Consider the following 23,491-nt stretch of genomic DNA (forward strand, 5'->3'; position numbering starts at 1 on the left):
GGATTCTTAGTAAAATTTTTCAGCTACCCTGCCGAGATTTTGAAGTATTTCAGCAAATCCTTGCCGGAATCCTGTGACCATATAAAAATGCCAGTACCCATAGGATAAGTGTAGAAAAAAAAGCCGTATATGAATACAGTAACCTGCCGCCAGATATGTGCCGACTCAAGAGGAGGATTGGTAATGCCATAGAGCCGTAGTAAAAAGAATAGAATGATCCATAATCGGATATCACCGGCAAAATAGTGGAAAGTATATTTAGGTACTTGTCGCATAGGCAAAACAAAAATATTAAAAATTGATCTCCCGGGAAATAATGAATAAGCAGGGTCACAAAGAGATAAATTCCTGATAAATAGGTAAGTCAGTCAAACGATATGGGAATGATCGTGAGTCCAAAATATTTATTTCTGCAGACTCACTTTTGATAAGGAGTTTAGTTAACTTTACAAACAAAAGACAGATCATGAAAAAGCGCTGGGTATTAAAAAAACTTGGTGATTATGAGAAGGTTGATCATTTAATCCAGGCGTTAAATATTGATTACAATATTGCACATTTACTGGTGCAACGAGGTATTTTCACCTTTGACGATGCGAGGGAATTTTTTCGGCCAAACCTTTCCAAGCTCCATGACCCTTTTCTGATGAAGGACATGGACAGGGCCATTGACCGCATCGAACTGGCCATTAGCAGGAATGAGAAGATTCTTGTATATGGTGATTATGATGTGGATGGCACCAGCGCGGTGGCTTTGGTATATACTTTCCTGAAGAAATTTTACTCAAACGTTGATTTTTATATCCCTGACAGATACACTGAAGGATATGGTATTTCGTACCAGGGGATAAATTTTGCCGGTCAGCATGATTTTACTCTGATTATTGCTTTGGATTGTGGTATTAAGGCTATTGAAAAGATCCGGTTTGCCAAAGACAGGAATATAGATTTCATCGTTGGCGATCACCACCGTCCGGGAGAGATACTTCCTGAAGCCTATGCCGTGCTTGACCCCAAACGTGAAGATTGCACCTACCCCTATAAAGAGCTATCAGGCTGCGGCATTGGTTTTAAGCTTATTCAAGCCTTTGCCATAAAGAAAAATATTCCTTTTTCTGAACTGGAAAAATATCTCGACCTGGTCGTTGTCAGTATTGCAGCTGATATCGTGCCTATCACGGGGGAGAACAGGATTCTGGCCTACCATGGCCTTCGCCTCATCAATTCCGATCCCCGGCCGGCATTTGAAGCTATCCTTAAATTCTGCAACATTTTTCGTAAAGAAGATACCGATAATCCATCAAATTTTATTTTTAACCGCGAACTCAGTATCAGCGATCTCGTATTTCTGATAGGCCCACGGATAAATGCAGCAGGACGCATTGAAAGTGGACGGAACTCCGTCGAGCTGCTGGTCAGTGATGATATCGTTTATGCTCGTAAACTGGCCGAGCAGATCGATGCTTTTAATACAGAACGCAGGAACCTTGATGCTCTCGCTACACAACAGGCTCTGGAGATCATTTCCAGTGATGAACGGTTGATCAATAAGAAAACCACTGTGGTTTATCACCCTGAATGGCACCAGGGCGTTGTAGGTATCGTCGCATCACGATTAACCGATACCTATTACCGTCCGACTATCGTTATGACCCAAACCAATGGATTAATTACCGGGTCGGCCAGGTCAATCAAGGATTATGACATTTATGAAGCGATTGATGCATGCAGCGATCTGCTTGAACATTTCGGCGGACATAAGTATGCTGCCGGTCTGTCATTAAAACCCGAAAACCTGGAAAAATTCTGCGACCGTTTTGAGGAATATGTCAAAACGCATATTACCGATGATATGTTGGTTCCGGAAATTGAGGTTGATCTTAAAATCAATTTGAATGAAATAACCAATAAATTTTACCGTGTTCTCAACCAGTTTGCGCCATTTGGCCCGGGTAACATGAAACCTGTTTTTCTGACCACTGGTGTGGCGGATACGGGCTATGCGAGAAAAGTCGGGAAAAATCATTTGAAGCTGACCGTGACCCATCCCGAAATAAGGAGTTTTCCCTATTCAGCCATAGCTTTCCAGCTGGGCGATTATTATGATTATATCGAAAAAAACCTGCCCTTTGATATTTGTTACAACATAGAGGAAAATGAATGGAATGGGAATATAACATTGCAGCTGAATATCAAAGATATCCGCCGCAATGAGTCACCCTCCTGATACGGAATACCGCTGAACCAGGATATTTCAAATAATTTCAGTTTCGGATAATTACTTAAAGAAGATGACTTTTACGATCAGAATGATACCGAAAATGATCAGTGAAATTCCGACAATTCTATTGATCCATAGTAAATTCCTGGGCTTAAGGTAGTTCTTTATTTTGTTTGCGATGAACGATTTGAGCAGGTCGAAACAAAATACAGTTCCCACAACCGCCGAAAAAAAAGGTATGGCATAATTGAGCAATTTCCCGGGTTCAGCCTTGGCTGTGACCCAACTCATAACCGTCAACCAGAATAGTAACAGGAAAGGATTAAGGATATTCATAAAGAATCCTTTAAAGAAAAATGTCAGCGGTCCCGGTGTTTTAAGAGGTGTTTTATTTTTGCTGCTGCGCCTGAGCAATATTTCCGGTTTTCGTCTGAACGTCACAATACCGAAGATGATCAGGACGACTCCTCCGATCAGTCCGATATAAAGTTTGTTTTCAGGATTCGAAAGAACAATGGAAGCACCAAGGTAGCTGATGGTAATAAGAGCGATGTCGCTCAGAGAAATGCCGATAGCCATGATCAAACCGGCAGAAAATCCCCGATGTATGCCGGTTTGAACAATTGTAAAAAATGCCGGTCCGATGGTTATGGAAATGAGGATCCCGAGAATAATGCCTTCGAACAACATGTCAATCATAGTTAATCAGATTTGTTTTTAAGGGTTTGTAAATAGTTTTCCCAGTCTGACAGGGCTTTATTTTTTAACACTCTTGGAAATTTATTCTGACCACCTTCTCTTCCACATCGTTTCATCCAGTTGTAAAATATTTCAGATGGAAGGATTTCGATGAAGATATCTTTTATGGCTGCGATGCGTTCAACGCGGTAATCGTCGTTAAGAATTTTCAGGTATGCATCGATTTTTTCTTTTGCCAGTTTGGGATCAATAGGATTATCGGTTCCCAGATACCATTTGTGTGCAAACATGGAGCCATATTTAACACCTGTAACGGTGAATTCCCTGATCTCGATATTGGACTCATCCTCAAGCATCCTGACTGCACGGTTCATGTTATCCTGCGACAAGTGCTCACCGCATATATTCAGAAAGTGTTTAGTACGACCGGTGATGATGATTTCATTCATTTCTTTGGAAGTGAATTTAATGGTATCACCTATAAGGTAACGCCATGCCCCGGCATTGGAACTGAGTATCAAAGCATATTCCTTGTCTGCTTCCACCTGCTTGATGGTCAATGTTTCGGCATCCGGCCGGAGCCCACTGTCACTATAGAAATTCTGGTCAGTAAATGGAATAAACTCAAAATAAAGGCCGTCGTCGAGCACCATCTGCATGGAATTGGCATTTGTCCGGCTCTGGTATGCGATAAACCCCTCTGATGCCAGATAGGTTTCAAGGTATGTAAGAGGTCTGGACAGTAATTTTTCAAAGCCTTTCAAATAGGGTTCGAATGAAACGCCACCATGAACATAAATGGAAAGATTCGGCCAAATATCGTGAATGGTTCTGAGGCTATAATAGCTGATTATTCTTTCGAGTAATATCTGAAGCCATGCCGGCACTCCAACAATAACTCCTATATCCCACTGGTCGGCTTTTTTAATGATCTCATCCAGCTTTGTCGTCCAGTCACGCTCTTTGGATATTCTTCGTCCCGGTTTATAAAAATGTTGAAACCAAAAAGGGATAGTGCTGACTGAAATACCTGATAAATCACCTTCATAATAGTTGCCATTATACTGCAGATGGGTGCTGCCGCCCAGCATAAGCACGCCCTTGTCATAGAATTCAGTCGGGAAATCATATTTGGCCAGTGACAGAAGCTGCCGGATGCTTGTCTTTTTAATAGACCGCAGCATGTCGGAGGTGACAGGGATGTGTTTGCTCGACGATTCGGAAGTGCCCGAGCTTAATGCAAAATATTTTACACTGCCCGGCCATGTTATATATGGCTCACCATTCAGCGAACGGTACCACCAATTATTAAAAATGGAGTTGTAATCGTGTAATGGCACTCGTTCCCTGAAAGCCTTAATCAGGTCATCCTGCTTTAAGATATCATCAAAACCATAATGTTCTCCAAAATGAGTGAACTGAGCTTTACGCAACAGTCTTCTGAGTACCCTCTGCTGGGCATGGAATGCGTCTGTCTTCCTGGTTTCATATGGAAGCCGGCTTCTTATTTCAATGGCTTTTTTTATGATGGTTCCCAGGATAAGCATAGTTCTTAATTATAGTGATGTAAAAATAAAAAAAATACTTGTACTGGATGTCAGTCCCTTTGGAGGATTTTTCATCTATGAAGGTCATGACATGCACTTTTAAGCTTGGAATATGGTTACCTTTATGCATAAAATACTAGTCATGATTAAAATTTTAAGACTCCTTATAAAAATGGTTTTGTGGATAATTATAATATGTATTCTGGCATTCGTCGCCATCCTATGTTGGTTCACCATCAGTGATTATAATCCCGGATTGGAGGAACCGGTTAAAATTACAGGTGAGGGAATATCCTATAACGACAATTATGATACATTGTCTCTGATAACATGGAATATCGGATATGCCGGTCTTGGTCAGAAAATGGACTTCTTTTATGAAGGCGGGAACCAGGTAAGGCCCTCATATGCAGATTATTCGAAATACCAGGAAGGTATTCTTAACACCCTGAAAAATATTAAATCATCCGATTTTCTTCTGCTTCAGGAGGTAGACCAGCGGGCAAAAAGAAGTTATTATACAAATCAGGTGGAGGCCATTGTTAAAGTCTTCCCTGCTTATGCCTCAATGTTTGCCATAAATTATTATTCGAAGTTTGTGCCTGTTCCTGTTGAAAAGCCTATGGGATATGTCAGGGCTGGAATAATGACACTGAGCCATTTTACACCCTTAGGGGCATCGCGTCATAGTTTTCGATCGGATTATTCATGGCCGAAGAAACTATTCATGCTTGACAGATGTTACCTCATAGCGCGATATAAGAATTCAGATGGTCATGAATTGGTGGTGATAAATACCCATAATTCAGCTTTTGCCGATGCTGCAATGCTTCGCGATAAAGAACTGGGAATTCTCCGGACAGTCATGGAAAAGGAATATGCCAAAGGGAATTATATGATCATTGGCGGCGATTGGAACCAAAATCCGCTTCCTTTTAATGAACACCTGATAACGTCGGACGATATAGTGAAAAAAATCGATCCTTCCATTCCGATGAACTTCCTCCCCCCCGGGTGGCAATGGGCTTTTGACCCGTCACAACCAACAAACAGGGATGTTAACGAACCATATGTACATGGTAAGACCAAAACGACCATCATTGACTTTTTTGTCCTGTCGCCAAACATCGAACTCATCGATGTTAAAACTCTCGCTGATGGTTTTACCTTCTCCGACCATCAACCGGTTTATCTAAAAATCAGGCTGATAAAATAGTCATCCCTCATCGGCCATGAAAAGATCGGAAGCGATCCGGTCGGCAATGAGAATCCCCTTGCGGGTCAGAACAATCCTGCTGCCTTCCTGGAAGATCATACCGGAATTCAGATACTCTTTTGCCTCACACATGAAGTGCGTTAGATATACTTCTCCGAAATTCTCCTTGATGATATTCAGGTCACATCCCCACATCGTCCGCAGGGAAGTCATAATATATTCATCATATTTTTGAACTAGTGTAAGGATTTCGCATTCACAAGGCACGGTTCCCAAGTCAATCGACTGAATATACTGACCAAGATGAGCGATATTCCATTGTCGGGAATGACCATTGAAAGAATGGGATGATGGGCCTAAGCCAAGATATTTTTTCCCTTGCCAGTAGCTGGTATTATGACGTGAGTACCAACCCTCCTTGCAGAAGTTGGATATCTCATAATGCTGATAGCCATGCCTATACATAGTGTCACATAAAATATTAAAATGGCTGATGACTTGCTCTTCGGTCACCGGCAATATTTTTCCCTGCTTAATATAATGGTGTATAGCGGTTTTTGGTTCGATGGTCAGAGCATAGGCAGAAATATGCGGTATACCATATGAGGCAGCGCGGTCAAGATTATTAATCCAATTTTCACTGATTAGAGTGGGCATGCCATAGATCAGATCAACGCTCAGGTTGATAAATCCTGTATCCAATGCGTCATGAATGCAATCCATAGCCTGTCGGGAGTCATGTACTCGTCCCAGGTAAATCAGATCCTCCTGGTGGAAAGATTGTATACCGACACTTAACCGGTTGACCGGCGTCAGATGGAGCTCTTTCAGATACTCCCTGCTGAGTTCATCAGGATTTGCTTCCAAAGTTATCTCTGCTGATTGATTTATTCGATGTACTTTTCGTAATTCACCGATGATATTGCTTATTTCTGATGGATTTAAAAGAGAAGGTGTCCCTCCGCCAAAATAAATGCTGTGGATTTCTTCATCTTCCAGATAATCTTTTTGCAGCGTGATTTCTTTCAAAAGGGAATCAGTAAAGTTTTTCCTGTATTTCGCGGAGGCGACGGAAAAAAAGTTACAATAATAACATTTTTGTTTGCAGAAAGGGATATGTATATAAATGCCGGCCATTACTTCCTCAAAGCGATCCTGAATGTTGTACCTTTATCGATCACGGATTGTTTGACGTATATGCGTCCTTTGTGGTAATCTCTGATGATTCGTTGTGAAAGGGACAGCCCGAGGCCCCAGCCTCTTTTTTTACTTGTGAATCCCGGGTTGAAGACATCTTTATGGTTCGCTCGCTGGATACCTTTGCCTGTATCGGTGATATCAACATAAACGTGCTTATTATCCTCAGTTATGTCAATATTAATGGAACCTACGCCATTCATGGCATCAATGGCATTCTTGCATAGATTTTCAATAACCCATTCAAAAAGGTGAATGTTTAGTGGGGCAATGATCTCCTTTTTTGGTGTCAGGTTGACTTTATAAATGATTTTTTTTGATGTCCGGGGTTTGAGATAGTCAATAGAATCATAAATGACCTTAACAATGTTTTCAGGTATCAGTTTAGCCGGCGAGCCTATCTTGGAGAACCTGTCGGTAATGATTTCCAGCCGCTGGATATCTTTTTCCAGTTCCAATATAATGTCATTATCCATTTGTTTTAATCTTAGCAGCTCTATCCATGCCATCATTGAAGATAAGGGAGTACCGAGCTGATGAGCTGTTTCCTTTGACATCCCCACCCACACCTGATTTTGTTCCGACTTGCGGGCTGTACTGAAAAGCAGATAGGCAATAAGTAAAAACACACCGATAATCCCGAATTGGACAACCGGATAAAACCGTAATCGTGTCAACAAATAGGAATCCTTCCAGAAAATATACCGTTTTCCCTGGCCGGCAAAATCGATGACAATAGGATCATGCTGTGATGACATCTCCTCAATCGTTTTGCTTAAAAAGGCCGGTTCTTTCATCTTTTGCGGGTCAAGGTTACCATATTCAAGAACTTTTTTTCTCGTGCTGTCGGTAATGATAACCGGCACGGATACGGAATTCAGCACAACTTCTGAAATGAACGACTGAACAAGGTCATCAAGATAAGCCCTTATCTCTGTATATGTCCGTGAATCTTTATAATAGAGGTAGGAAATATTGCCAAAAACGTCCACTGTAACAGGTTCATAAATAGAAAACTCTTTTTGTAATTCACCCTCTAATTTTTTAATCAGGGATGTATCAAAGTCTATATTTTTCACACCGATGATATTTCCCTCTGCATCGGTTTGAATGACCGGAATGGTGGTGTTCCCCGAGATGATCTCGGAATAGAAGGTCAGCTCTTCAGAGTTTTCGGCAAGGACCAGCCGTTGTGTGGCTTCGGCCAATAGCTCGACACGCTTGCGTTCCTCATCTTCAATAGATTTGAAGAATTCCTGTGTGTAAGTGACCAGATCGGCTCTGCGCTGGACAGCATCAGCCCATATACTGATATTCTGACGTTCTTTCTCGGCAATTTTCCTGACCATAATGTTGGAATACCACAATGATCCGGTGACAATCAGAACAGCGATAATAAACAGGAGTATTTTCCAACGCTTTTTTTGCTTATAAATGCTCAATGTTTTCTTATTTTGTATTGAACGATAAAGAAGCGATAAAAGTATAGTATCACTTCCAAAGCCAAATGACCGCTGAAAGTTAGAAAAATAATGGAGAATATCACTATTGTTGTACTTTTAAAAATCAAAAATACTATATGTCCACTTTAAATGTAAAATTAAGCAAAACAGCCGGAACTCCACCAGGAACGCTCGTTTATACAGGAGAAAGAACACAGTATGAAACGCAACTGGAATTAATCCAATATGATGAAACCAGGCATTTCAGGATACAAAGTGATGATCCATCATTGATATTAAAGGAAATAAAACCTGGCATGATCAACTGGATCAATGTCACCGGGTTCAGAAACCTTACGGTCATCGGGCAAATTTGTGACCATTTCGCTATCCATCCTTTGCATCAGGAGGATATTTGCAATGCGGAACACCTCCCTAAAGCAGAGGATAATGATCAATACCTTTTCTTAACATTAAAATTTCTGGAATATGATGTGGAGAATGATGTCATTGTACCAGAGCATATCAGTATGATCCTGGGGCAGGATTATATCCTGTCGTTCCAGGAAAAACCCGGTGATTCATTTGACCAGATCAGGGACAGGATACTAAAAAGTCAGGGTAAGATACGCAGCAAGGGGTGCGATTACCTTTTGTACAGGTTGATCGATAATATTGTGGATCATTATTATCTGGTTCTTGACACATTGGAGGAATCAATTGAACAGCTTGAGGACAATTTGATACACAGACCCTCCAATGAGATGGCCGAGATCATCATGAGCCATAAAAAGAAGCTCATTTTTCTGAAAAAAACCATTTTCCCTTTTACAGATGAATTCAGAAGGCTGATCATTGAAGAAACGGTGCTGATCAATCCCAAGACTTATACCTATTTCGCTGATATATTAGATCACCTGAGTCACTTCGTACAATCCATTGAAAGTTACCGGGAAACAATAAACAGCCTGATGGATCTTCATGTATCGAACAATGCAAACCGGATGAACAACATCATGATGACACTCACCATGATCGCTACCATATTTATTCCCCTTACTTGGGTAGCCGGCATTTATGGCATGAATTTCCAGTTCATGCCGGAGCTTAACTGGAAGCTGGGCTACCCATTTATTTTGGCTATCATGGTTGCAATTGGCATTGGAATGTATATCTACATGAAAAGAAAGAGATGGTTCTAGACAAGATTTTCCTTTATCTTTGTGCACTTTTTTAAAAATAAAAATCAATCTGTATACTGATGAATGCACTGAATACGCCGACACTGAAAAAATGGTGGATATCCATTCGGCCTTTTGCCATGCCGGCTTCAACCATGCCGGTGATCTTCGGTACTGTGCTGGCGGCACTCTACGGCAATTATCCATTCCGGCCCGGAGTGTTTGTATTGGCCTTGCTGGGTATGGTCATCCTGCACTCCGCTGCAAACATTCTCAGCGACATAACCGACTACCGGAAGGGTCTTGATACTGTGCCGACACCTGTCAGCGGAGGTATTGTCAGGGGTATCCTTTCCCCCATGGAAGCCAAGCGGGTATCCATACTGTTGTTTGTCACTGGTACCATCATTGGCCTTATTCTAACATGGCTCAGCGGTTATTTTTTACTGGTGATCGGCATAACAGGACTTATTATAGGAATTTTCTATACACTCGGTGATAAAATCGCCCTTAAATACCATGCATTCGGGGATTTTGCTGTATTCATGAATTTTGGTATCCTGGGCTCTCTTGGGGCATGGTATGTGCAAAGCAGCACATTTTCATGGATACCGGCTCTCTGGGCTGTCCCTATGGCACTCCTGGTCATAGCCATTCTTCATGCCAATAACTGGCGGGATATTGCATCGGATAATCAGGGAAAGATCTTCACGGTGGCTTCGTTGCTCGGTGATAAAGGATCGTTGCGGTATTATGCTTTCCTGATTTTTGGTCCGTTTATCATCATTTATGGCTTTATTTTTATTCCCCGCCTTATCTCGCCAAACATTCCGGCCATGCCCTTGCCCTTCATTATTGTCATCTTTGCCCTGCCCCTGGCCATTATCCTGTGGCGTAAGGCCCTTAGCCGGTTTCATCCTAAAAAACCCATGGATTTTATTACCCTCGATGGTGCAACAGCCACACTCAACCTGGCCTTTGGCATACTCTGTACACTGTCATTATTTATTTATGCATTCATTAATTAACAGTAATGAATAAACCCATGAATTCCTGGTCCGGTAAGGTGTATCTATTCCCGTTTACATTACTGGCCATATTCATGTTTGTACCCTTGTTCGTCATAAGGACTATCGGTGGTTTCGATTTTTGGTGGTGGATGAGCTCAAACCTGGTCGTTTTGATCGGATTGGCTTTACTGATGGAAAGAAATTACAGGCTCATACTTTCAGAAGATATCGGAACCGATTTTATCAGAAAACTAATTACCGGAATTCTATCGGCAGTCATTCTTTATGCGGTGTTCTTTGTCGGGGACATTTTATCGCGTCATATACTCGGTTTTGCCGGTCAGGAAATCGGCAAAATATATGCATTTAAGGGAGGGGCTGCACCGCTGAGAATTGTTGTTTTAATGGTGCTCCTGATCGGCCCTGGTGAGGAATTACTCTGGCGGGGATTTTTGCAAAGGAACCTGTCATTAAAATTTGGGAAAATGATAGGATTTAACCTCACCATGGTGATTTATACAGGTGTGCATCTCGCCAGCGGCAACATTATGCTTGTTGTGGCTGCATTGGTTTGTGGCCTTTTTTGGGGATGGCTTTATTTGCGTTACCAGTCGATGGTAGTCAACATGATCAGTCATACCCTGTGGGACGTCGCTGTGTTCATAGTGTTCCCCTTTTATTGATATTATATTGAAATATGATGTTAAGGAGTGGTGTTGAGAAATAATCTATTTTTGCGACATGATAAATAACGAAGAACTTTTCAAGAAGATCATTTCCCATTCGAAGGAATATGGATTCGTGTTTCCTTCAAGCGAGATATATGATGGATTAAGTGCTGTGTATGATTATGGCCAGCATGGTGTGGAACTGAAAACGAACATTAAAAACCACTGGTGGAGGGCTATGGTGCAATACCACGAGAACATAGTCGGTATTGATGCGGCCATTTTCATGCACCCGGTGGTATGGAAAGCCTCAGGCCATGTTGATGCTTTCAGTGATCCGATGATCGACAATAAGGACTCAAAAAAGCGTTACCGTGCCGATGTGCTGGTTGAAGATTATATGGCCAGAATTGAGCAGAAGATTGAAAAGGAAGCGGAAAAAGCTGCCAGACGCTTTGGAGATGCATTCGATCAGGAGAAATTCATGACCACTTTTCCGCGTGTGCTTGAGCTGAAATCCCAGCGCAATGCTATAGCTAAACGTCTCTATAAAGCCATGGACGGCAATGACTTGCCTGGTATCAGGCAACTTATTGAAGAGTTGGAGATCGTTTGCCCGATTTCGGGTACTAAAAACTGGACAGAAGTACGGCAATTCAACCTGATGTTCTCCACACAGCTTGGATCACTCAGTGAAGAAGCCAGCGAGATTTACCTGCGACCTGAAACAGCCCAGGGCATCTTCGTGAATTTCCTCAATGTTCAGAAAACAGGCAGAATGAAAATACCATTTGGCATTGCCCAAACCGGCAAGGCTTTCAGAAATGAGATCGTTGCACGGCAGTTTCTCTTCCGTATGAGAGAATTTGAACAAATGGAAATGCAGTTTTTTGTCAAACCCGGTGATGAACTTGAATGGTTTGATTACTGGAAGAAAGAAAGGATGAAGTGGCACCTGTCATTAGGCATACCTGCTACAAAATACCGTTTTCACGATCATGAGAAACTGGCACATTATGCCAATGCCGCCTCTGATATAGAATTTGAGTTCCCGATAGGTTTTAAGGAAATCGAAGGTATTCATTCCCGGACAGATTATGATCTTGGCTCACATCAAAAATTTTCAGGTAAAAAGATTCAGTATTTTGACCCTGACCTGAATACCAGTTATGTGCCGTTTGTCGTCGAAACATCCATCGGTCTTGACAGGACATTTCTGGCTGTGCTGAGTCATGCCTACCATGAAGAAAAGCTTGAAGATGGTTCTGAACGTGTTGTACTTCACATACCTCCATTTCTGGCTCCTGTCAAAGTGGCTGTCCTTCCCTTACTTAAGAAAGACGGCCTGCCCGAGAAAGCCCGTGAAATCATGGATACATTGAAATTCGATTACATGTGCTTTTATGAGGAAAAGGATGCTATCGGCAGGCGTTACAGACGACAGGATGCCATCGGCACACCTTATTGCATTACCATTGACCATCAGACCCTCCAGGATAATACAGTCACAATCCGTGAAAGAGATAGTATGACACAGGACAGGATTCCTGTTCAAAATGTTTCGACTGTGGTCCAGAAGAGACTCAAAACCGAGTATTGCTGATCTTATCTAAGAATATCCTGTAAAAGTTACTATTGACTGAAACTTTCTTAGGATCATTTACTTTACTTTTCCTGCATAAGGTTTCCTGTAAAAATTTTGGCAGTGATTCAGATATTTTTATATTTGTGAGGGGATAATTCACCCTGTTTTTCGACACGAGTCTATCTGGAATCTAAGTTAATTTGCCAATGGATTACAAAAACCTGAAGGTTGACATCAAGGATGGCATAGCCATTGTCACCATCGACCGCCCGGAAGCCCTGAATGCTTTGAATTCGAGGTTTTTCAAAGAAATGGATCATGTTGTTTTTACGGTTTCGTCAAATAAGCTTGTCAGGGTGATGATCATCACAGGTGCGGGCAAAGCTTTTGTCGCCGGTGCTGATATTGCTGAAATGGTCAATATGACCCCCGATGAAGGAGAAGGATTTTCAAGGACAGGACAAAATACATTCCGGAGGATGGAGACTATGGAGATACCAGTCATTGCTGCCATCAATGGTTATGCTCTTGGTGGGGGACTTGAACTCGCCATGGCTTGTGATTTCCGTCTTGCCAGTTCAAAAGCCAGGTTTGGTCAGCCAGAGGTAAACCTTGGCATGATACCGGGTTATGCAGGCACACAGCGCCTTCCGCGTTTGGTCGGCCTCGCCGATGCCCTTTATCTGCTGATGACCGGTGAGATGATTGGAGCTGAAGATGCCCTGAGAATTGGCCTGATTCAAAAAGTTGTCGAACCCGATCAATTGATGGACGAAACGATTAAGATAGCACAGACCATTATCTCTAAGGGACCAAAGGCAGTGAAAAAAGTTAAATATGTAGTACGCCAGGGCATATGTTGCGAATTCGACGAAGGATGTAATGAGGAATCGGTACTATTCGGTTCCCAGTTCAAAGATGAAGGTGAAGAAGGAATGAAAGCCTTCCTCGAAAAACGTAAACCAAACTGGTGAATAACACCACACTTCAACACCACACTTCAGTGCGGTGAAACAAAGAATAATTAACTAAAATCATACTATATGAGTTACGACGAAAGATTACAGAATGTAACCGTACTGGGCGCAGCAGGGAAAATGGGCAGCGGAATATTATTGCTTACAGCAGTTGAAATGGCTGACCTGAGCCTCAAACCAGAAAACAAAGACAAAACCTATACCCTTAACGCAGTGGATGTGTCACAGGCAGGATTGTCGGGATTGATGAAGTACTTGAAAGCCCAAGTGCAGAAGATGGCTGAAAAGAAATCAGTGCTTCTCAGAAAAATATATGCCGACAGGGAAGACCTGATCGAAAACATGGAGATCATAGATCAGTATATTTTTGATGTTCTTAACATTGTAAGGCCTGTCACTAAAATCGAAGTGGCTTATGATTCCACACTAATCTTTGAAGCCATAAACGAAGACAAAGACCTTAAGGTCAAATTATTATCCCAGATCGATAAAAACAATCCTCACAAGCCGTGGTATTTTACCAACACCTCATCAGTGCCAATCCATATCATTGAGCATGAAGCTGGTTTGGGCGGGCGTATACTTGGCTTTCACTTTTATAATCCTCCTGCTGTGCAGAAACTTGTCGAAGTGATAGTAACCGGAGACACCAACATCGAAATGGCGGAATTTGCCAGGAGTTATGCCAAAAACCTGCGCAAGGTCATAGTGCCTTCAAACGACTTCGCCGGTTTTATCGGGAACGGACATTTCATTCGCGATGCTCTGCATGGTATCAACGAAGCTCTCCGGCTCTCCAAAGATATGCCTCTGGTTGAGGCGGTTTATATCATGAACAGGATTACACAGGATTATATGGTCAGACCAATGGGAATTTTTCAGTTGATCGATTATGTCGGTGTTGACGTGACCCAGTTTATTATGCGGGTTATGAACCCATTCCTTAAAAATGAAGATCTTCACAGTGACGTTCTTGATAAAATGATGGAGCTTGGAATAAAAGGAGGACAGTATTCCGATGGCTCCCAGAAAGATGGCTTTCTGAAATATGAAAAAGGCAAACCTGTCGGAATCTATGATCTTGATAAAAAGGAATATATGCCCATATCCAATTTTAAAGATAAATGCGACACGATTCTTGGCCCCATGCCACAATCCTTTAAACCTTGGAAGGCGGTGAATTTCAGCAGGGATAAGAAAGATGCCATGCTGAAGGCTTATTTTGATGAGCTGCATGCCATGACGACATTTGGTGCCAACCTGGCGAAAAAATATGGTTCCCGTTCAAAAGAGATCGGGAAAAAACTGGTGGCAGATAAGGTCGCATTCAATGAAAATGATGTCAATACTGTTTTGCTGACAGGTTTCTACCATGCATATGGGCCTATAAATGACTATTTCAATTAAATATCGAATTAATAATATAAAGGACTTAGTATGAAAAAGTTGAGAAGGAAAGTTTATATGGTGGGTGGTTATAACACCGTTTCTTTAGGAACAGGCCGTAAAGAATTTGACCCCAAGAAACCACGTCCGGGATTGGAATATTACATCCGTGAGGCAGGCCAGGGCACATTACAGCAGATCGGAGGAGCAGAGAAGGTTGATGAAGGTGTGATAGGTAATTTTATGGCCTCGCGTTTTAATAAACAGGGTCACCTGGCAGGATTTATACCCATGATCGATGAAGGTCTGCAATGGAAACCCTGCACCCGTGCCGAAGGTGCCTGCGCCTCCGGAGCTCTCGCCCTGATGAGCGGCATCCGGTCGGTATTGTCGGAAACAGCCGATGTTGTCCTCGCCGTCGGCGTGGAGGTACAGAATTCCATGAAAGCCATATATGGCGCTGACATCCTGGCTGGTGCCGGATGGTTCCAGAAAAGAAAGAACGGTCATGCCTACTTTTTCCCCGGCCAGTTCAGCGACAGGGCAGGAGCTTACTATGAAAAATATGGAAAAGAACGGACACGAAAAGGTATGGCCCGCTGGTTCCGCAATGCCATTGAAAATGCCAGGCTCTGTCCGACAGCACAGGAATATGAAAACAAAGTCGACGACCTGGAAAAATTTTATCACGAGATGAAAATTAACGGACAGACCTTCGTCGATAACCTGAATGCGCTCGATTGCTCCAAGGTGTCGGATGGAGCTTCAGCAATTGCTATTGTTTCAGAGGAAGGATTGCAGCGGGTGGGTATTCCCGCAAAAGAGGCCGTTGAAATTGTCGGATGGGCCCAGGTCGAAAGGAATATCACTAATGATCCACCTGATCCAACAGAGCTGACAACGATAAAAAAGGCAGCCAAGCAGGCACTTGAGTCGGCCGGCATTACCATCAGTGACCTGGCTACCATTGAAGTCCACGACTGTTTCAGCATTGCTGGCGTATTGACTGTTGAAGCTCTGGGTTTTGCCAGGTCAGGCGAAGGAGCTGACTTCATCGCCGCTGGCCAAACAGCCCGGAATGGTAAAATACCCATGAATACAACAGGTGGTCTTATCGGATGGGGTCATCCGACAGGAGGCACCGGAGTGCATCAGGCTGTCACCATTTGGGAACAGCTCACCGGTAAAGCCGGCGCGGCTCAAATTACAATTGATCCCGCCAGACCCTATGGTATGACCATCAATATGGGTGGTGATGATGTAACAGTCGTTTCTGTAGTATATAAAAGAGGAGAATAAACTCACCCTGGCCATCTCATTTTCAAAGTGAGTGCAGTGGTGAATCCATTACCAATAAATTCAAAACATATGGAAGAAAAGAAGTATGAAGAAATGAAAGAGGAATTCAAGGTCAAAAGCGAAGACCTGCTGCGGAAAATCAAAGATGTCATCCATGAAGGAAATGTCCGCCGTATCATCATTAAAAACGACCAGGGTAAATCCATCATGGAATTTCCCCTTACAGTAGGTGTCGTCGGAGCAGTGCTCCTGCCGGTGTTTGCTGCTGTCGGCGCTATTGCAGCCATGGCTGCCGATTATACCATCGAGGTTTATCATACCGAAGAAAAGCAGCCTGACAAGCCGGATGAAAAATAGGATTACCGGATTATTTGGCATACAATATCCCATCATCCAGGGTGGCATGATCTGGTGCAGCGGATGGGAGCTGGCTTCAGCAGTGAGCAATGCAGGAGGCCTGGGTTTAGTGGGCGCGGGCTCTATGTACCCCGACATTTTCAGACAGCATGTACGAAAAACCAAAGCCGCTACCAGTAAACCTTTTGGCGTTAACCTGCCTCTTATCTATCCACAGATTGACGAAATGGTTTCCATCGCCATCGAAGAAGGTGTGAACATTGTTTTTACATCTGCCGGTAATCCAAAAAAATATACCTCCCTTTTAAAGGAACACGGAATCCTTGTTGCCCATGTTGTGTCAAATGTTAAGTTTGCCATGAAATGTGAAGAGGCCGGTGTGGATGCTATAGTTGCTGAAGGTTTTGAAGCCGGAGGACACGATGGCATTGAGGAGACGACAACCATGGTTTTAATCCCTCTTGTCCGAAAAGCCATCTCCGTACCATTGATTGCTGCCGGAGGGATCGGTTCGGGCTATGCCATGCTGGCGGCCATGGCCCTTGGAGCCGACGGCGTTCAGATAGGCACTCGTTTTGCCGCTTCACTGGAATCCTCGGCCCATCCTTCGTTTAAACAGAAAATTCTCGAATCAAAGGATGGTGATACTGTTCTCACACTAAAAAAAATCATTCCGGTACGAATAATCAAAAATGAGTTTTACCGGAAGGTACAGGATATGGAAGACAGCGGAGCCACTGTGGAAGAATTAAAAGAACTTCTGGGAAGAGGACGGGCTAAAAAAGGTATATTTGAAGGAGACCTTACAGAAGGCGAACTGGAGATAGGACAAGTGTCGGCGCTTATTGATGAAATCAAACCTGCATCAACCATCATCAGGGAAATTATAACTGAATTTGAGATTGCCAGAAAAACAGTGATTGATATTTCCTTTTAATATTCCGGAATGAACCAAAAGTCAACGGTATGCGTCAGCGGGCACAGCTTGTCTTATGTATTTGTAAATGAGCGATTTAACAATCCAGGTAAACCATGGCTTATTTTTCTTCATGAAGGATTAGGCTGCATCGGGAAATGGAAAGATTTCCCCGAAAAATTAAGTGAAGAGGTTCATTTGCCTGCATTAGTCTATGACCGATACGGATATGGTGAGTCCGATCCCCTTAAAGAGGCCAGGAAACCGGATTTCCTTCACACAGAGGCTTTGGTTGTCCTTCCTGAAATTCTTGAAAAATTATCTATTAAAAAACCAGTGATACTTATCGGCCACAGCGACGGCGGCTCCATAGCTTTGATCTTTGCTGCACGTTTTCCACAGCGTGTCAAAGCACTTATCGTTGAGGCCCCGCATGTACTTGTCGAAGAAGTTTCGGCCAAGGGTTTACAGGCCGCTATCCTGGCCTATCAATATGGTGACCTCAAAGAACGTCTGTACAAATACCATGGTGATCAAACTGACTCCATGTTTTGGGGCTGGGCAAATATCTGGACGCATCCCGATAACAGGAACTGGAATATAGAAGATTACCTACCGGGTACTACTTCCCCGCTTCTATTCATTCAGGGTGCTGATGATGAATATGGTTCTGTTGCACAGCTACATGCTATTCAAAAAGCAGTGAAAGGCCGCCTTGAATCCGAAATTATCCCCGGTTGCAGTCATGTCCCACACCAGCAGGCAGAGGAATTTGTGATGGAACGAATGACAGATTTTATAAACAATATAACGTAAAATAGCACTCTTTGCCAATATAATTTTGCCATTCAGGCATTTTTCGTATTTTTGTTCACCTCACCCCAGTACGAGGGTGAGGTCATAAAATTTCACAAAATGGATTTTGAATTTAGCGAGGAACAATTGATGATCCAGCAGGCGGCAAGAGATTATGCCCAGCGGGAACTGTTAAAGGATGTTATCGAAAGGGATGAAAAAGCAGAATTTCCTGCCCGGCACCTTAAAAATCTGGCTGAACTGGGATTTATGGGTATGATGGTTGACCCGAAATTTGAGGGAGGAGGCCTTGACTCCATTTCGTACCTTCTTGCACTAGAGGAGCTCTCGAAAGTGGATGCTTCCGTGGGCGTCATTCTTTCAGTCCACAATTCGATTGCTTGCTATGGTATTGAAAAATTCGGCACAGAAGGACAAAAAGATAAGTACCTCCGTGATCTGGCGACAGGTAAAAAGTTAGGTGCTTTTCTTCTGTCAGAACCGGAAGCTGGTTCTGATGCCACCATGCAACGCACCCTGGCCGAAGATAAAGGGGATCACTACATCATCAACGGAACGAAGAACTGGATATCCAGCGCCAACACGGCATCAGTATATCTTCTCATCGCTCAAAGCCATCCGGAATTGAAGTACAAAGGGATCAACGCATTCATTGTTGACCGTGATACACCCGGCATCACCCTAGGACCGCATGAAGACAAAATGGGTATGCGCAGCTCCGATACGCACTCTGTTATGTTCACCGATGTCAGAGTGCCAAAAGAAAACAGAATAGGCGAGGATGGATCCGGATTCAAGTTTGCCATGAAACTTCTGGAAAGCGGCAGGATAGGCATTGCGGCCCAGGCTGTTGGCATAGCGGCAGGTGCCTTTGAACGTTCATTTCAGTATGCCCAGCAAAGAAAGGCCTTCGGTACCGAGCTGATTAACCATCAGGCCATTGCTTTTAAGCTTTCAGATATGGCTGTGAAAATTGAAGCTGCACGGAATCTCTGTCTGAAAGCAGCCTGGCTTAAAGACCAGGGCAAACCCTTTGGCCTGGCAAGTGCAATGGCTAAACAATATGCTGCTGATATGTCAATGGAAGTGACAACCGAAGCTGTCCAGATTCATGGGGGATACGGATATGTAAGGGAATACCATGTCGAAAGAATGATGCGTGATGCCAAACTGACACAGATCTATGAAGGAACATCGGAAATACAGAAGATCGTGATAATAAGGCATATGATGAAGGATTAGGGTTCAATTGAGCAAATATAAATTCTAGTTATAATGAAAATTCTTATATGTCTTAGCAATGTTCCCGATACGACCACCAAAATCAGATTTACTTCTGATAATAAGGCCTTTGACACCAGTGGTGTCCAGTGGATTATCAATCCGTGGGATGAGCTGGCATTGACAAGAGCCCTTCAGCTTAAAGAAGAGCCGGGCAGCGCCATTGAGAAGATCACGGTTATTACTGTCGGCAGACCCGATACAGAGCCTACGCTGCGTAAAGCGCTGGCTATTGGTGCCGATGATGCCATCCGCATCAATGCCGGTCCCAAAGATGCCTATGATGTGGCTCTGCAGGTTAGTGAAGTGGTTAAAAAAGAACCATACGATATTATTCTGTCAGGTATCGAATCGAGCGACTACAATGGTTCAATGGTAGGCGGCATGGTGGCCGAATTTCTGGATATGGCTTCAGTATCATCCGTTTCAGCCCTGAACTTTCAGGGTGGACAGGTAATCGTCAACAGGGAAATAGATGGCGGCAAGGAAACACTTGCTGTTCAGTTACCATTTGTGGGTATTGTTCAGAAAGGTATAGCCTATGAACCAAGGATACCTTCGATGCGTGGGATTATGATGGCACGGCAGAAGCCTCTGCGGGTTTTTGAACCTGTCCCTGCCGAATCATTGACAGATTATGTCGGTTATCAGCTTCCTGCTCCAAAGGCAAAATGCAAGTTGGTGGATCCGGAGAATGTGAAGGAGCTGGTAAGCTTATTGCATAGTGAAGCGAAGGTGATATAAATGATGTGCTAATTAGTCAATTTGATAATGTGCTAATATTATTGCTGAGATTTGAAATGTTATCGAAATAAATATTTGGGATGAGGGGGGAGAATTATGGATACAAGGAAAGGCAATGTTATAGTAGAACTGACATTTAAATTTGCATTAGATATAATTGAATTTGTTGAAAAACTGGAAGCAGATAGAAAATTTGTAATTTCAAATCAACTACTTCGAGCCGGAACTTCAATAGGTGCAGGTGTCAGAGAAGCTCAAAACGCAGAAAGTAAATCAGATTTTATTCATAAGCTGAAAATAGCTGCAAAAGAAGCTGATGAAACAGAATATTGGTTGCTCTTATGTAAAAGTTCAAGAAATTACCAATTCAGTGATCATCTAATTGAACAAATTCATAGCATTACTAAAATATTAACAAAAATAATTTCATCTTCAAAAAACAATGTTTAACAATTTAATCATTGGCACATTAACAAATTGACTAATTAACAAATTGGCAATTATGGCAGTCCTTGTCTATACTGAGAATTGGGACGGAAAATTCAAAAAATTGAGCTTTGAATTGGTTTCTTATGCACGCGAAATTGCAAATATGCTTCATACATCTGTTACCGCATTATCCATTGGCCAGGTAGCTGAGGAGGAGTTGAAGCAATTGGGCAGTTATGGTGCTAATAAAATTCTGGCTGTACACGACAGCCGGATGAATGAACTTGTCAACCAGGCATTTGCATCAGCTATCACGCAGGCCGCACGGAACGAAAATGCACAGGTGGTCATTCTTTCCAATAACTCCACAGGAAAGGCTCTTGCCCCGCGACTCTCTGTTAAACTTAAAGCCGGTATCGGATCAGGTGTAATAGGTGTGCCCATCAGCATTGAACCGTTTACCGTGCCAAAGAAAGTCTTCACTGGTAAAGCCTTTACTCATGTGGTGATCAAATCACCGGTTAAAATACTCACCCTTTCTCAAAACTCCTTTCATATAAATGAAACCGCCGACAATGCAACAATAGAAAACTTTGACATTACATTACGAGACGAGGATTTCAAAACGAAGGTCGTTGAGGTAAAAAAAGTTACCGGCAAGATTATCCTTACCGATGCCGAGATCGTCGTGTCGGGTGGAAGAGGTATGAAAGGGCCGGAATTCTGGGCACCACTGGAGGAATTGGCCGGGTTATTGGGCGCTGCGACAGCCTGCTCCCGACCGGTATCGGATGAGGGATGGCGGCCTCATGAAGAACATACAGGCCAGACCGGCAAGATCATTGCACCTGACCTTTATATGGCTTTTGGCATCTCAGGGGCCATTCAACACCTGGCAGGTGTCAGCTCATCGAAGGTTATCGTGGCTATCAACAAAGATCCTGAAGCCCCCATTTTCGAAGCTGCCGACTATGGCATCATCGGTGATGTCCATAAAGTGCTGCCGGAGCTGATAAAAGCTGTGAAAGAAGTTAAGGCCGAGTAATGCCCTCTGCCTGAATGATTCATTTACTCCGATGCAGCACCGGCTGTGTGAGATGAATGCCATCAACACTAAGCCTGACATGATAAATCCCTGATGGCAATCCGTTTACTCTCCATTCCACTTTATGCTCTCCCGATGGCATGGTTCCATGAACCAAGGTTTTAACTTCCTGACCTAAGGAATTAAACACACGTAAGTCGACACTTCCTGCCCTTGGGATAGAAAAATGAAACGTAGTGAAAGATGTAAAAGGATTGGGATTATTGGGGTAGAACCTGATCCGGTTATTTATCGCTGCCTGTAAATCATCATCCACACCAAAAACTGACCCGGCGCCATCTCCGACCAGTTCTATCTCACTGAGAATATTGGTGCCCATTCCTTTCTGGTGAGCGAGGTACAAGTGGTTATCACATATAGAACCATCAGGGCATTCCAGTTGAGCCTTTTCGGGATCATTACCCATCACATATGAGGCAATGCTGTCGGTGGCAACAGGATCCTTGCCTGCCAATAACATATTCTGTTCATAAGGGGTAAAGGTAGGATTCCAGGGCCCCTCACCTGCTCTGGCATTTTTAACTCCATCAATTACAGCCAGATGCACCGGCCTGGCCATGTTCAGATCGCACACTGATCGTGGCAGGTGATATCCTACATTTCCTCCCTCGATATGCAGTTTGGAGCGCGTACCCTGCTGAGTCGGCATCATATAATACTGAAGTGGCACCGAACCAATCAGATTTTTCATGGAATGTGTGACCCCGGCACAATAATGCTGTTTCATCTTAGGAATAGAAATGAAGACATCTACTTCTTCCAGTATCCGGTTCATGATGAATGAACTATAAAAGAAATAATTGCTACCGGTTGGCACGTTGATGAAAGACGAATAGGGTGCATCATCATTCAGATTGATGAACTGCGCACCAAGATATTGCTGTATACTCTGATAGCCAAATTGGGAATAGGACGACATATCCCAGATGGCTTCGACAATATAGATGTCGTTTGGATTCACACCATTATCGATGATAAGTTCGCCTACTGCACGGAGTACTTCAGGGTGTGTCCAGGCACACTCACGTATATCGACACCCTGAAGCTGCAGATCGTTAGCCCATGAAGAACCGCCGGTCAGGTTAATTTTAATGCCCACTTTATCGCCGCTGTGCACCACATCGCCAATACCTCCCAAAGCATCAAAGAGGTGTTGAATCTTTTGTTTTATAAGTTCACGTTCATAACTGTCAGCCAGAGTAACAGCCACCTTTGATTTGGTGGTGCCGACATTTCCTGTATGGAGATCCATCAGACCCCTGGCTAATCCAGAAGTTCCGATGAACAATCCCGACATCGTCAATCCAATGGTGCTGAGAAATTCTCTTCTTGAGTATTTTTTATTGATTCCCATGCAGAGTTATATTGACGATAGGAGAATTCATATTACCCAGGTTTGAAAACCTGGGCCAGTT

22 protein-coding genes are annotated in these 23,491 nt (G+C 43.1%); 16 read left to right on the forward strand and 6 right to left on the reverse strand.

Going from position 1 to position 23,491, the window contains the following annotated elements:
• Positions 1-23: 23 nt before the first annotated feature.
• Positions 24-275, reverse strand: a complete 252-nt coding sequence (locus NT175_11520) for a hypothetical protein (GenBank protein ID MCX6235324.1) — start codon at positions 273-275, stop codon at positions 24-26.
• Between the two features lie 191 nt (positions 276-466).
• On the opposite strand from NT175_11520, the gene recJ reads away from it, so the two are divergent.
• The gene (gene recJ, locus NT175_11525; GenBank protein MCX6235325.1) at positions 467-2,227 is read left to right on the forward strand and encodes a single-stranded-DNA-specific exonuclease RecJ; all 1,761 of its coding nucleotides are present in this window, start codon (positions 467-469) and stop codon (positions 2,225-2,227) included.
• A 51-nt stretch (positions 2,228-2,278) separates the two neighbouring features.
• On the opposite strand, the gene NT175_11530 is transcribed toward recJ, so the two are convergent.
• Together NT175_11530 and NT175_11535 are read right to left on the reverse strand one after the other, a co-directional pair.
• On the reverse strand, positions 2,279-2,920 hold the full coding sequence (locus NT175_11530) for a LysE family transporter (protein MCX6235326.1): 642 nt from the start codon (positions 2,918-2,920) through the stop codon (positions 2,279-2,281).
• A 2-nt stretch (positions 2,921-2,922) separates the two neighbouring features.
• Entirely contained in the window at positions 2,923-4,467 is a 1,545-nt protein-coding gene (locus NT175_11535; GenBank protein ID MCX6235327.1) for a GH3 auxin-responsive promoter family protein, read from the reverse strand.
• Between the two features lie 142 nt (positions 4,468-4,609).
• Here NT175_11535 and NT175_11540 point away from each other — a divergent pair, with 142 nt between their 5' ends.
• Positions 4,610-5,683, forward strand: a complete 1,074-nt coding sequence (locus tag NT175_11540) for an endonuclease/exonuclease/phosphatase family protein (protein MCX6235328.1) — start codon at positions 4,610-4,612, stop codon at positions 5,681-5,683.
• Here the strand turns inward: NT175_11540 and hemW are convergent, their stop codons facing one another.
• Positions 5,684-6,820, reverse strand: coding sequence for a radical SAM family heme chaperone HemW (hemW, locus tag NT175_11545; GenBank protein ID MCX6235329.1), 1,137 nt, complete (start codon positions 6,818-6,820; stop codon positions 5,684-5,686).
• On the reverse strand, positions 6,820-8,322 hold the full coding sequence (locus tag NT175_11550; protein MCX6235330.1) for a HAMP domain-containing sensor histidine kinase: 1,503 nt from the start codon (positions 8,320-8,322) through the stop codon (positions 6,820-6,822). Before NT175_11550 ends, hemW begins: the two co-directional genes overlap by 1 nt.
• Before the next feature lie 137 nt (positions 8,323-8,459).
• Here NT175_11550 and corA point away from each other — a divergent pair, with 137 nt between their 5' ends.
• The 14 genes from corA to NT175_11620 all read left to right on the forward strand — a co-directional run bounded on the left by corA (position 8,460) and on the right by NT175_11620 (position 22,016).
• The gene (corA, locus tag NT175_11555) at positions 8,460-9,524 is read left to right on the forward strand and encodes a magnesium/cobalt transporter CorA (GenBank protein ID MCX6235331.1); all 1,065 of its coding nucleotides are present in this window, start codon (positions 8,460-8,462) and stop codon (positions 9,522-9,524) included.
• A gap of 59 nt (positions 9,525-9,583) precedes the next feature.
• The gene (gene menA, locus NT175_11560; GenBank protein MCX6235332.1) at positions 9,584-10,531 is read left to right on the forward strand and encodes a 1,4-dihydroxy-2-naphthoate octaprenyltransferase; all 948 of its coding nucleotides are present in this window, start codon (positions 9,584-9,586) and stop codon (positions 10,529-10,531) included.
• Between the two features lie 5 nt (positions 10,532-10,536).
• Positions 10,537-11,196 (forward strand): type II CAAX endopeptidase family protein, encoded by a 660-nt coding sequence (locus NT175_11565; GenBank protein ID MCX6235333.1) that lies wholly within the window; start codon positions 10,537-10,539, stop codon positions 11,194-11,196.
• A 58-nt stretch (positions 11,197-11,254) separates the two neighbouring features.
• Entirely contained in the window at positions 11,255-12,784 is a 1,530-nt protein-coding gene (locus NT175_11570; protein ID MCX6235334.1) for a glycine--tRNA ligase, read from the forward strand.
• Between the two features lie 188 nt (positions 12,785-12,972).
• Entirely contained in the window at positions 12,973-13,740 is a 768-nt protein-coding gene (locus NT175_11575; GenBank protein MCX6235335.1) for an enoyl-CoA hydratase-related protein, read from the forward strand.
• Between the two features lie 69 nt (positions 13,741-13,809).
• Positions 13,810-15,150, forward strand: a complete 1,341-nt coding sequence (locus NT175_11580; protein MCX6235336.1) for a 3-hydroxyacyl-CoA dehydrogenase family protein — start codon at positions 13,810-13,812, stop codon at positions 15,148-15,150.
• Between the two features lie 30 nt (positions 15,151-15,180).
• A complete protein-coding gene (locus tag NT175_11585; GenBank protein ID MCX6235337.1) occupies positions 15,181-16,428 on the forward strand; it encodes a 3-ketoacyl-CoA thiolase in 1,248 nt (415 codons plus the stop codon).
• 69 nt (positions 16,429-16,497) lie between these two features.
• Positions 16,498-16,785: a DUF4342 domain-containing protein gene (locus tag NT175_11590; GenBank protein ID MCX6235338.1), complete on the forward strand. Its 288-nt coding sequence runs from the start codon at positions 16,498-16,500 to the stop codon at positions 16,783-16,785.
• The gene (locus NT175_11595) at positions 16,775-17,722 is read left to right on the forward strand and encodes a nitronate monooxygenase (GenBank protein MCX6235339.1); all 948 of its coding nucleotides are present in this window, start codon (positions 16,775-16,777) and stop codon (positions 17,720-17,722) included. Before NT175_11590 ends, NT175_11595 begins: the two co-directional genes overlap by 11 nt.
• A gap of 9 nt (positions 17,723-17,731) precedes the next feature.
• Positions 17,732-18,517 (forward strand): alpha/beta hydrolase, encoded by a 786-nt coding sequence (locus NT175_11600; protein MCX6235340.1) that lies wholly within the window; start codon positions 17,732-17,734, stop codon positions 18,515-18,517.
• A gap of 99 nt (positions 18,518-18,616) precedes the next feature.
• Entirely contained in the window at positions 18,617-19,759 is a 1,143-nt protein-coding gene (locus tag NT175_11605; protein ID MCX6235341.1) for an acyl-CoA dehydrogenase family protein, read from the forward strand.
• Between the two features lie 33 nt (positions 19,760-19,792).
• Positions 19,793-20,542: an electron transfer flavoprotein subunit beta/FixA family protein gene (locus NT175_11610; protein MCX6235342.1), complete on the forward strand. Its 750-nt coding sequence runs from the start codon at positions 19,793-19,795 to the stop codon at positions 20,540-20,542.
• 96 nt (positions 20,543-20,638) lie between these two features.
• A complete protein-coding gene (locus tag NT175_11615; protein MCX6235343.1) occupies positions 20,639-20,992 on the forward strand; it encodes a four helix bundle protein in 354 nt (117 codons plus the stop codon).
• A 52-nt stretch (positions 20,993-21,044) separates the two neighbouring features.
• The gene (locus NT175_11620; protein ID MCX6235344.1) at positions 21,045-22,016 is read left to right on the forward strand and encodes an electron transfer flavoprotein subunit alpha/FixB family protein; all 972 of its coding nucleotides are present in this window, start codon (positions 21,045-21,047) and stop codon (positions 22,014-22,016) included.
• Positions 22,017-22,035: 19 nt separating this feature from the next.
• On the opposite strand, the gene NT175_11625 is transcribed toward NT175_11620, so the two are convergent.
• The gene (locus NT175_11625; GenBank protein MCX6235345.1) at positions 22,036-23,430 is read right to left on the reverse strand and encodes a DUF362 domain-containing protein; all 1,395 of its coding nucleotides are present in this window, start codon (positions 23,428-23,430) and stop codon (positions 22,036-22,038) included.
• Positions 23,431-23,491: the final 61 nt, after the last annotated feature.

Source organism: Bacteroidota bacterium (assembly GCA_026391695.1).
In the GTDB taxonomy this organism is placed as follows: domain Bacteria; phylum Bacteroidota; class Bacteroidia; order Bacteroidales; family JAGONC01; genus JAPLDP01.